General features: G+C 31.7%; 10 protein-coding genes. 5 read left to right on the top strand and 5 right to left on the bottom strand.

Going from position 1 to position 11,848, the window contains the following annotated elements; genetic code table 11:
- Positions 1 to 59: 59 nt before the first annotated feature.
- Complete coding sequence (gene gldC, locus ACFX5F_RS02305) at positions 60 to 395, bottom strand: gliding motility protein GldC (protein WP_379849518.1); 336 nt, start codon at positions 393 to 395, stop codon at positions 60 to 62.
- Positions 395 to 1,351: a gliding motility lipoprotein GldB gene (gene gldB / locus ACFX5F_RS02300; protein ID WP_379849516.1), complete on the bottom strand. Its 957-nt coding sequence runs from the start codon at positions 1,349 to 1,351 to the stop codon at positions 395 to 397. The genes gldC and gldB overlap by 1 nt, the downstream gene beginning before the upstream one ends.
- Positions 1,352 to 1,448: 97 nt before the next feature.
- Here gldB and nadE point away from each other — a divergent pair, with 97 nt between their 5' ends.
- Both nadE and ACFX5F_RS02290 read left to right on the top strand, forming a co-directional pair.
- Positions 1,449 to 2,249, top strand: a complete 801-nt coding sequence (nadE, locus tag ACFX5F_RS02295; RefSeq protein ID WP_379849514.1) for an NAD(+) synthase — start codon at positions 1,449 to 1,451, stop codon at positions 2,247 to 2,249.
- Positions 2,250 to 2,343: 94 nt separating this feature from the next.
- Positions 2,344 to 2,973 carry a response regulator transcription factor gene (locus tag ACFX5F_RS02290; RefSeq protein ID WP_103998840.1) on the top strand — a complete coding sequence of 210 codons (630 nt, stop codon included), beginning with the start codon at positions 2,344 to 2,346 and terminating at the stop codon, positions 2,971 to 2,973.
- Between the two features lies 1 nt (position 2,974).
- Here the strand turns inward: ACFX5F_RS02290 and dnaG are convergent, their stop codons facing one another.
- Positions 2,975 to 4,951, bottom strand: coding sequence for a DNA primase (gene dnaG / locus ACFX5F_RS02285; protein WP_379849512.1), 1,977 nt, complete (start codon positions 4,949 to 4,951; stop codon positions 2,975 to 2,977).
- 371 nt (positions 4,952 to 5,322) lie between these two features.
- On the opposite strand from dnaG, the gene tnpC reads away from it, so the two are divergent.
- From tnpC to ACFX5F_RS02270, 3 genes are all read left to right on the top strand, one after another.
- Positions 5,323 to 6,669, top strand: a complete 1,347-nt coding sequence (gene tnpC, locus ACFX5F_RS02280; RefSeq protein WP_379849510.1) for an IS66 family transposase — start codon at positions 5,323 to 5,325, stop codon at positions 6,667 to 6,669.
- Positions 6,670 to 6,783: 114 nt separating this feature from the next.
- The gene (locus tag ACFX5F_RS02275) at positions 6,784 to 10,323 is read left to right on the top strand and encodes a PAS domain-containing sensor histidine kinase (protein ID WP_379849508.1); all 3,540 of its coding nucleotides are present in this window, start codon (positions 6,784 to 6,786) and stop codon (positions 10,321 to 10,323) included.
- Between the two features lie 9 nt (positions 10,324 to 10,332).
- Positions 10,333 to 10,710, top strand: a complete 378-nt coding sequence (locus ACFX5F_RS02270) for a response regulator (protein WP_379849506.1) — start codon at positions 10,333 to 10,335, stop codon at positions 10,708 to 10,710.
- Between the two features lie 60 nt (positions 10,711 to 10,770).
- Here the strand turns inward: ACFX5F_RS02270 and ACFX5F_RS02265 are convergent, their stop codons facing one another.
- Together ACFX5F_RS02265 and ACFX5F_RS02260 are read right to left on the bottom strand one after the other, a co-directional pair.
- On the bottom strand, positions 10,771 to 11,226 hold the full coding sequence (locus ACFX5F_RS02265; protein WP_379849504.1) for a hypothetical protein: 456 nt from the start codon (positions 11,224 to 11,226) through the stop codon (positions 10,771 to 10,773).
- A 287-nt stretch (positions 11,227 to 11,513) separates the two neighbouring features.
- A complete protein-coding gene (locus ACFX5F_RS02260) occupies positions 11,514 to 11,678 on the bottom strand; it encodes a hypothetical protein (protein ID WP_379849502.1) in 165 nt (54 codons plus the stop codon).
- Between the last annotated feature and the right edge of the window lie 170 nt (positions 11,679 to 11,848).

The following is an 11,848-nucleotide window of genomic DNA, read 5'->3' as shown; positions in this document are numbered from 1 at the left end:
AAAATCCCAAAACTTAAATAACAGTTTTGGGATTTTATATTTTAGATACTGAATCTAATTTATTTCGTCAGCTCCAATTTTTCTGCGAAATAATCGCAAAAATCTTTCATAGTATCCGCCATTTTTTCATCATCAGTAGCGCGTTTAAATGTTTCAGACATAGCCACTAAACTTTGATGAAAGAAAATTTTCATTTCATCTACAGGCATATCTTTAGTCCATAAATCGATACGCATACTCTCTTTGGCCTTACTGTCCCAAATAGACAACATAATAGCTTTAGCCTCCTGCGCCTCAACTCCACCGTCGTTAGCAGACCACATTAATTTTTCGGGAACACGATTATCGTCTAATTCGATTAGAAATTTAATTTCTGATGTATTTTTATCTGACATTATTTTTTAGGTTTGTATTTTGATTTTCCGAATATTTCTTTTGCATCTGTTTTGAATAAATCTGCGAGAGTCACATCATTATTTTTCATGTAAGAACGTACAATTTGCCAGCCAATCCAAGTGCCAACACGTCCTGGTGATTCATTATCAATTTCTAAATAAAACTTAGAAAATGGAGCCGCATTGATAAAACGAGGCAGTAGTTTTTGCTCATCACTATAGAATATTTCTTTTTCTATAAAATAACGCCACATATAACTTTCGTTTTCCTGGCACCATTTAATTTGTTCCGCCGTGTAACCCATTTTATCCGCATCACTATAATCCGGCAAAAGTAAGTCTTTTAAATATAATTGTTTTCCAAAATACACCATTTGATTCAGGAAATTTTTATCTGTAACAGGCGCAATCTTTCCAATAGAAAAGCTAGAAACTATATCCGGAATTATTTGCCCCTGCTCCAGGTTTTGACTTATATAATTTGGAAACTGATAAAATTTATGGTTTTTTCCTAAATACAATTCAAGAGGAATAATAACTAAACTATCCGCATAAATGGCTTTAGTATTATAATCCATTTCTGAGATTATTGTAATAACTTTTGGCGTTTTAGTCTTAGGGAAATAATATTTGATATGTTTAAAAAGAGAATTTAAATCCTTCTTCACAGGATTTAAATCTGGATATTTTTTTTGGACTTCTACATATAATTCTCGCCATAATGGATTTTGCATTTTATTAATCCATACACTATCGTCATTCCCACCGGGAAAGAAATAGGGAAACTTTTTTTTAATTTTTCCTATTTCTTGAGTTGGAGTTTCAAAAAATATTTTATCAAAACGCACTACTTCAACTTCTACAGGAATTTTATCAACTGCGTTTTCTATAGTATGTTTTTTATCACAAGATAAAAAAAAGAGACAAAAGACTATCAAAAACAAGTGTGTTTTCATATTTATTAATTAAGTTTGTAGCCAAAGTAATAGGGAAACGAATAAATTACGAATGATATTGCAAATATACATTCTCCTTTTTAATACCTAAACTATTATGATTAAAAATACCACCATGCAAGTTGAAAAAACAAATACACACATTGTAGATTGGTTAAAAACCTATGCAGAAAACGCAAAAGTAAATGGTTTTGTAATAGGAATCTCTGGTGGAGTTGATTCAGCAGTAACCTCAACACTTTGTGCACAAACCGGATTACAAGTTTTATGTGTAGAAATGCCCATACATCAGGCGCATAGCCACGTAACCCGCGGTCGTGAACATATTGAACAATTAAAAAACAGATTCCCTAATGTTACTAGTATTGAAGCTGATTTAACCTCAGTTTTTGAATCTTTCAAAAAAATTGTCCCGGATAATGTGGAAACAGATAAACTTCATTTATCTCTGGCGAATACACGTGCTCGTTTACGAATGACCACTTTGTATTATTTTGCTGGTATTTATGGATTATTGGTTGCCGGAACTGGAAATAAAGTCGAGGATTTTGGCGTTGGCTTTTTTACCAAATATGGGGATGGCGGTGTCGATTTAAGTCCAATTGCAGATTTAATGAAATCCGAAGTATATCTTTTAGGCAGTTATTTAAAAACACCGGATTCAATCTTGAAAGCCTCTCCATCTGATGGATTATTTGGAGATGAAAGAACCGATGAAGAACAATTAGGCGCCAGTTACGACGAATTAGAATGGGCAATGAATCAAGATGAATCAGGAAAATCAGCCAACGATTTTTCAGGAAGAGAAAAAACTGTTTTCGAGATTTATAAGCGATTAAATACTATCAATCAACATAAAATGAAAGCAATTCCGGTTTGTTTAATCCCAACAAACTAAAACATTAACATTTTTATACTGATTTTCAGTTATTTACAGAATTTATTTATTAAATTTACTATCCAAAATATAAACAACACTAAAAATTAAAACTATGATTAAAGTATGCTTAGCAGACAACTATCCCGTAGTGCATTTTGGAGTAAAATCTTACTTTAAGGATCACGCAGAAATATCAATTGTTGCCAATGTGGGGAATTTTTTGATGGTTCGGGATATACTCCTTACCAAGGACATTGATGTATTAATATTAGACCTGGAACTGGAAGGTCTTTCGAGTATTTTTGAAGTTAAAAATCTCTTGAAAAACTTCCCAAAAACTAAAATTATTATTTTCAGTGGTCTTTCAGAACAAATTTATGCACCTAATGCTATAAAAGCTGGTGTTTCTGGGTTTATTCACAAAAAAGAGAAACTAGAAACCTTAGGCATTTCGATTATTAAAGTCCATCAAGGAAAAATAATCATGAATGAAACAGTCAAGAAAAACTTGGCATTAATTGCAAAACAAAGCAAAAGCGAACGATTATATCGAAAGCTTTCCAATCGTGAAGTAGAAGTTTTACGCTATTTAAGTGATGGGAAAAAGAATCATGAAATTGCTGAAATTCTAAATCTTAACGAAAAAACAATTAGTACGTATAAATTACGTCTCTTAACAAAATTAAATGTCACTAATTTAGTTGATTTGGTAAACAAAGCAAAAACCTTAGAAATAGTTTAGTCTAGTAATATCTAGACATTACTCTTCCTAATTTTTTTGAAAACGAATGAATTAATGTGTTGTAATCCATTGTCAAAGAGAGAGGCTCTGTATTATCTGAATCCGGTTCAGATGATAGAGAGCTTTTTAGTTCTTCAATTATTTTCCCCACTAGATACCAACGCATAGTTAGAATCGTTTCAGATACATTTTGACTAATTGTCTCACTTTTAGACTTTGGAAAAATATTTTGTCCTTCCCAGTTGTGCAATACTACTCTTTCATCTTCCATCAAAATATCCGTAACCTCCTGTGCAAAATCAGGTTGCAAATGCATTAAATATTTTTCTAAACTGAAGTTTTCATTCTGATGGTAAAAATTTATCAGATCATTAAAAATAGCTCTAAACAAAGGATTAGCAAGCTCTACCTCATCTTCCTGCAGGCTCAAATAGATTCTCTGATATACTTTATAATCTTTTTTTTCTATAACATTTTCTATTTCCCCTTCCTCGTTTGTTCTCAAAAAAGCATCTTCAAACTCTTCTGTTTTATTTCCATATAACAAAAGAATCTCAATAATTTTACGTTCCAATCGATATAAAACATCTACTTTCTCTGCATCAATTGGATTTTCATTTTTGACAACTTCAAAAGCTTGTTGTTCCTGTTTTTGTTTTTTTCCAACTTCAGAAACATCTTTTTGAACTAATTGCGCCAAGGTACTTTGCAAAACCTGCTCCGAAATATCCATAATTCTCGAACATTCCTGAATGTAAATCTCTCGTTGAATTCTATCCGGAATCTTGGAAATACTCACTACCATATCCCTAATTAAATCCGCTTTTTTGATCGGATCATTCTTGGCTTCATTCATCAAAAGCGACGCTTTGAACTGAATGAAATCCTTGGCATTATTTTCAAGATATAAAACTAAATCATCATACGATGTTTTCTTGGCAAAACTGTCCGGGTCTTCTCCGTCAGGAAATGTACACACTTTTACATTCATCCCTTCCTCCAGAATTAAATCGATTCCACGGATAGAAGCGCGTAAACCTGCTGCATCGCCATCAAAAAGAACAGTAATATTCTTTGTTAATCTATTTATCAATCGAATTTGATCCGGTGTCAGAGCAGTTCCCGAAGAACTAACGACATTCTCAATTCCGGATTGATTGAATTGAATCACATCCGTATATCCTTCTACCAAATAACAATTATTCAATTTCGCAATAGATTGTTTGGCTTGAAAAATACCATACAACACTTTGCTTTTATGGTAAATTTCACTTTCGGGAGAATTCAGGTATTTGGCCGCTTTTTTATCATTGGTAAGAATCCGACCTCCAAAACCTAGCACTCTTCCTGACATACTTTCTATAGGAAACATAACACGCCCTTTGAACCTGTCGAAAGGCCTGTCATCTCGGGGAATTGTGAGACCTGTACCTTCCAGAAACTCTAATTTATACCCTTTACCTAATGCTTCTTTAGTAAAAGCATCCCAAGCTTCTGGTGAATATCCTAAACTAAATTTCTTAATAGTATCATTAGTAAATCCTCTTTCTTTAAAATAGGAATACCCTATTGCTTTGCCTTCTTCAGAATTAAAAAGGGTATTATGAAAATAGGTTTTTGCAAACTCAGAAACCAAATACATACTTTCCCGAACATCCGTAATGGCTTTCTCTTCATCACTTTGCTCCGTTTCTTCGATTTCAATATTGTATTTTTTAGCTAAATATCGTATGGCTTCCGGATAGGTGAAATGGGAATGTTCCATTAAGAAAGCCACAGAATTCCCTCCTTTTCCAGAACTAAAATCTTTCCAAATTCCCTTAGCAGGCGAAACCATGAACGATGGAGAACGCTCTTCAGAAAAAGGACTTAATCCCTTGAAGTTACTTCCTGCACGTTTTAGCTGTACAAAATCACCGATAACCTCCTCTACTCTGGCAGTTTCGAAAACAGTATCAATAGTGGCTTTTGAAATCAAGTTGTAATTTTTTTGAAATTCAAAGTTACAACGTTTAACTTGACAAATTATAGTTAGTACAAAAAAAAATCATCCCCTAGTAAAACCCATAAATCATTTTATTTGATAATTTAAAAAGTTATTAATATTTTACAAATCAAAGAAACATCTTAATTCATCATATTAATTCAGTTAAAAAAGTTATTAGTTTTTAACTTCCTGTAACTATTCAGCCTGTTCTAAAAAAAACATAGTTATAAACAATTTTGACTTTCTGTTTTTGAAAAAACAGCTTTATTGTAAACATTTGTTCATTACTAATTAACAACTATCTACTTGATTTGCTTTACTTTTTATGGGTGTTTATTTCCTTTGTGCCAAACAAATAGAAATTGAACTCCGACAAAAAACGTGTTGCTGAATTAGAGACCAAAGTTATCCGATTAGAATCATTAATTGAAAAATTACTTGATAAAATCGATGGCTTAACGCATCGTAAAAACAGCCGTAATAGTTCAGTTTCACCATCAAAAGACGAAAATAGGCCTTTAAAAACCAAAAGTCTTCGTGCCAATCAAGGCAAAAAAGTAGGCAAACAACCAGGACACGAAGGCAGTACCTTGGAAATGACTGTAAATCCAGATAGCATCACTGAACATAAACCAGAATTTTGCAATCATTGTGGTGATGATTTGTCTGACCAACCTGCAACATTTATTCTACGCAGACAAGTTTTTGATATACCTCCGATTATTCCTGAATTTTCAGAACACCGTATATTTCAAAAAACTTGTGCTTGTGGTCATCATACCAAAGCTTTATTCCCCAGCGGAGTTAACTCGCCTATCAGTTACGGATCTAACATTCAAGCTACAATTGCTTATATGCACACTAGACAATACTTGTCTTTTGAGAGAATGAGCGAATTTTTCAGTGATGTTTGTAATCTAAAAATCTCACAAGGCACTCTTTGTACCTTACGCAAAGGCTTTGCCCAAAAAGCCCAACCGGCCTACGAGTTGAATGCTCAAAAAGTAGAAAATGAAAAAGTGGTTGGAGGTGATGAAACAGGTGCTAAAGTCAATGGAAAAAAGGGATGGTTCTGGACTTTTCAAAGCCAAGTTGTCACTTATATTACATTTTCAAACAACAGAGGAACTGCTACTATAGATGGAAATTTCCCAAACGGCTTTATAAACTCCATACTCGTTCACGATTGCTGGCGGAGTTATTTTCAAATAAAATGCAAAACTCATCAGATATGTATCCCTCATTTACTTCGGGAACTTGTTTTTTTCGAAGAACGTTATGAATTTCAATGGGCTATAAACTTCAAGGAATTGCTATACGAAGCAATAGAACTTAAACGGAATTTAACCCCAATTCAATATCTCAATCCAATACTTCAAAGAGACAAAATCATTGAACGATTGTCCGTTTTGCTGCTAACTTCTGTTCCAAAAAACAGGAAGGATCTTTGTGCGTTCCATAAGCGGATACATAAATACAAGGAATATGTTTTTACTTTTTTATTCCATGACGAAGTCCCTCCAGACAACAACGCTTCTGAAAGAGCAATCCGCAATGTGAAAGTGAAACAAAAAATATCCGGTCAATTCAAAACTGAAAATGGGGCACAATTCTATGCGGTCATTCGTTCGGTAACAGATACCTGTATTAAAAACGGACCAAATGTTTTAGCTGCTTTTAAAACTATTGCTGTATTGCAACCTGAATAGTTACAACTTCCTTTTATATATCATAAAATAAACGTTATTTTGTAATTGATTCCCCCAATCTACATTCCAATTTATTGCTACATAAACAATTACTTTAAAAAACCTATGTCTATAATGCAGAATAAAAGAAAATTAATAAAATTATTCGATACCATAGATTTTCAGCAAGAATTTAATAGTATTCTATTATTTGTATCAGAAATATGCGAAGTCCCTTGTGTCTTTACATCATTAATTGATTTAACCGGTCAAACCATTAAAGCAAAAATAGGCGTAGATCTTATACCTGTCGCAACTAATATATTAGCATTTAATGAGAATATTATTCAGCAAAATAAAATTAAAATCGTTTCAGATATTAATAATGACGTTTCTAATCAATCTGAAAACTTAGTACATTTTTTCGCTGGGCTTCCAATATGTTTTAATGAAAATCTAGTTATCGGAACTATTTGTATTATGGATACTAAGCCGAAAGAGCTTTCCTCAATACAGTTAAAATATTTAGATCATGCTGTACAACAAATTCAATCTTTATTGCAATTACATATTGAAAACAGGGAATTACAAGAAACAATCAAACAGCAAGAAAATCAATTTCAACTATTTATTGATAATTCAAATGAAATTATCTACGAGATCAATTTAAAAGGAATAATTAGCTATGCTTCAAACAACTGGACTAAATATCTGGGTTATGATATTAAAGAGGTCTTAGGCAAAAGCAACGCTGACTTTCTCCACCCTGAAGATTTAGAAAATTGCATTGCATTTTTAGACAGAGTAATTAAAACCGGAGAAAATGAAGGGGAATTAATCTATAGAATTCGACATAAAGAAGGGCACTATGTTTGGCATGAAACACGTTTGAAATTATCACTAAAAAATGGCTCTCCATTTTTTATAGGAAACTGTAGAGACATTACTGAGCATATTGAGGTCAAACAGAAGCTACTGCAACAAAAAGATTTCTATGAAACCTTATTAAATAATTTACCAACCGATGTTGTAGTATTTGACTCTAATCACAAATACATCTATGTAAATCCAATAGCAATCAAAAATGAAGAGTTGCGCAAATTTATAATTGGAAAAGACGATTTTGAATATGCACAACATATGCAACGAGATCCCTCCATCGCTAGAAGTCGAAGGGAAAAATTTCTTGCAGCACTTCAAAAAGAGAAAACCTCATTTTGGGAAGAAACTTTACATTCTGAAGTTGATGGCATTACGTACCATGACCGAAAATTTACTCCAGTTTTTAATGATAATGGAAGTTTTAAAATGATGATCGGTTTTAGTGTCAACATAACAGAAAGTAAAAAAATTCAAGAGGAAATTCTCAAAAGCCGACAACTTACGGCCAGTATTATCCAAAATGTAGCTGTTGGGATTTTAGTTCAAGGACCACAATCCGAAATATTAGAAAATAATAAAGCAGCTTGCGAAATGTTAGGCCTTACCGAAGATCAACTCCTTGGTAAAACTTCTTTTGATGATACATGGAAAGTAATTCATCTAGATGGTTCAATTTTTAACGCCAATGAACATCCCGTACCGCAGGCGATACAAAAGTTGAAACCAATAAATAATATTGTCATGGGTGTTCATCGTCCGATGCGTAATGATTTGGTTTGGTTAATGGTTGATGCCATACCTGTATTTGGAGATCTTAATGAATTACTATATGTAATATGCTCTTTTAATGATATTACCGCACAAAAAAATGCAGAAGATTCCTTAAAAATCAGCAATGAGCGTTTTATTTATTCCAGTATAGCTACTTCGGATGCGCTTTGGGATTGGAATATGATTACGGATGAAATATTTGTTGGAGAAAGCTATTCTATTCTTTTTGGACATCAATTTGAGAATAACATTATAACAGGGCAAGAATGTGAGAATTTTATTCATCCAGATGACAAAGAAAACTATTTTGCATCTGCAGAAAAAGCCATAAATACAGATGCTTATAGATGGACGGAAGAATACCGTTATCTAAAATCAGATGGTACCTATGCTTATGTAAAAGACAAGACCGTTATCATACGTGATGATGAAGGTAAGGCAATCCGAATGATTGGAGCCATGCAAGATCTAACGAAGGAGGAAAAATTAAAAAATGAATTACAGCAGAGTGAAGAAAAATTTAAAGGAGCGTTTGAGAATTCTGCAGTAGGAATGGCTTTAGTTAATATAGAAGGGTATTATATAGAAGCGAATGACAGACTTTGTGGAATGCTTGGCTACTCAAATCAAGAAATGGAATTCCTGAAATTCCAAGAAATCACCCATTATGAAGACTTGACTCTTGATTTGGATTATAAAGAAAAATTAGACTCTGGAAAAACATCTAACTTCAGTTCAGAAAAAAGGTTTATTCATAAAAACAAATCTATTGTATGGGCACATATGTCTGTTTCGTCAGCAAAAAACAATAAGAATGAAATCAAGTATTATATAATCCAGATAATAGACATTACCGAAAGGAAAAAAATCGAAGAGGAAAACAAATTATTAATGGATGAAAACAACAGAAATAAAACTGCTCAGTTAAATGAAGCTAAGAATATGTATCGTCTTTTAGCCGATAATACTGTAGATTTAGTTTGTTTACATAATGCAGATACAACTTTTAAGTATATTTCACCATCAATACAAAATCTTCTAGGGTATTCTTCCGACGAATTACTAGGAAAATTTCCTTTGGATTATGCTCATCCAGAAGATAAAAATTATCTTCAAAAAAAAATGGACAAGTTCCTCACCCTGAAAACGGATGAACTAGTAATTGCAAGGTTTAAAAAAAGTAACAATGAATATATCTGGATTGAAATTAAAACAAGTTTAATTTTAGAGAACAAAGTTCTAATTGAAATTCAAACAAGTTCAAGAGATGTAACTTCTCAAAAAATAGCCGAAAAAGCAATTGAAAAAGCCCTGTCAAAAGAACGAGAATTAAATGAATTACGCACCAATTTAGTTGCCACCATTTCTCATGAATTCAGGACGCCTATGACTACTATTAGAACTAGCGCTGAACTAATATCTATGTATTTAGAAAATCAAAATATAGTAAACGGAAATCGTTTACAAAAACGAGTTACTATTATTACAGAGGAAATTGACCGAATAGTTGAACTAATGAATGCTGTATTAACCATTTCTAAAGAAGATTCCGGAAAGACTAATTTCAACCCTACTATATTTGATTTGAAAGAATTTTGTCTAGAAATAATTGACAGTTACTATCTCGATAAAATAAATCACGCAAAGGTTACAACAAATTTTAATGGCTCAACTTTCAAAGTTAATGCTGATAAAAAGCTAATGGAATATGGCATTTTTAATATTTTAAATAATGCTTTTAAATATTCTGAAAAATTTGAAGAGGTAATTCTTAATCTTTCTTCTGCTAGTGATACAATTATCCTTGAAATTATTGATTTTGGTATCGGCATTCCCAAAGAAGACCAACTTAAATTATTCAATACTTTTTTCAGAGCAAGTAATACCGACGGTTTTCAAGGAACTGGTTTAGGATTATATATCGCTAAAACATTCACTGAAAAAAATTCAGGAACAATTGCATTAGAAAGCGAATTAGGAAAAGGCACAAAAGTAACGATGAAATTTCCTTTAATAAAATAATTAAAAACGATGGCTAAAATATTAATTATTGACGATGAAGCAAGATTAAGAGAAACTATTTGCGAATTGCTTTCCTACGCAGGTTATGATATCCTTGATGCGCAAGACGGAATGGAAGGATTAGAAAAAGTCAAGCAATTTAAACCTGATCTTATCCTTTGTGACATCATGATGCCTATTCTTGACGGATATGGTTTCATGGAAAAGCACAATATTACTGATTACTCTAATATCCCTGTGATCTTTCTTACTGCCAGAATAGAACTTAAAGATCAAGAAAAAGGTAACGCTTTAGGAATTAAAGGATACTTAAAAAAGCCATTTATTTTTAAAGAATTAAAAAATATCATCGAATCACAATTACTATTAGCCAACACTTCTAAATAGATAACTAATACACTTGCCGTATCTATCTAATAAACAATTCATTAACAAAAAACTCTCAAACTATGCTTCTTTTAGGTTTTGGTAATCAAATTCCTGTTTAACTTTGGTTGTTAATATTGTAGAAACTGGAAATTTAGAAAGAAATATTTTGGCAAAGTGAAGGTTTTCTTTACTTACGAATATTTCGTTAAAATCATAATTAGTTTTATTTATCAGTAATCTATAAGAGTAATTCTCTATGCAACTCACTACAAAAATTAGAATTAATGCCAAAATTAAAGACTCGAATGTAGTACTTAAATATAAAGGTTGTAAAACCATTAAATAAAAGAAAACCGCAAATACTAATACTATAATATTGGCTGTAAAATCTCTTTTTTTTATTAATCTACTATTTGAAATTTGATTTAAGTCGATTACAGCATCACAATTTTTAAAAGTTACTTTGGATTCTGAAATTACAAAAAGAGAATTTTCCTCTAAATCTTTTTCGATTTTTATTGTATTTGTACTCATATATCTCTTATTGAATTAAATTTAAAGAATCTTCCCAAAACAGCTTACCACCTACTAAAGTTTAGTTCATTGCCCCAATAAACATTTAAGTAAGCTGCTTGGTAAGGATAATCCAAAACCTATGGTAAAAGTATATTGTCAAATTCTATTAACCTCATTTTTTAGTTATAGCTTAAAAAAAAATACTAATAATTTAATCCCAAAAGAAATTTAAGAAGTGAATCATACTTATAAAAAGTAAGTCTTTACTTTGTAATAGTATTTAAGTGAGCAGTTTATAATCTTAGCTAAAAAAAAATTCCCACAATAAAGACAATTACAATTAATCCGATTCCAATAACAAAGAGACTAAACATAACTATGTTATTTTCTGTTCCTGTTTCCTTATTATCAGGAAACAATCCTTTTAAATCATCCCAATCGGATTGAGATGGTCTTATTTTAAGTTTCATTAAAAGATCATTTAAAATTCCAAACATTACATTTTTTTGACGAAAACTAATCTATTTCTTTAAAATTGATTTATTTATTACTTCTGATTTAAAGAAAAGAGCCAATAATTTAAAATCATAAAAAAAACACTCTTTTAAAAGAGTGCTTTTTTTATGATTTTAAATTATTT

The sequence above is a fragment of the Flavobacterium zhoui genome (assembly GCF_042787235.1).
GTDB lineage: Bacteria > Bacteroidota > Bacteroidia > Flavobacteriales > Flavobacteriaceae > Flavobacterium > Flavobacterium zhoui.
Note: the sequence above shows the minus strand (reverse complement) of the source record. Positions and strands in the feature narration are given on the sequence as shown.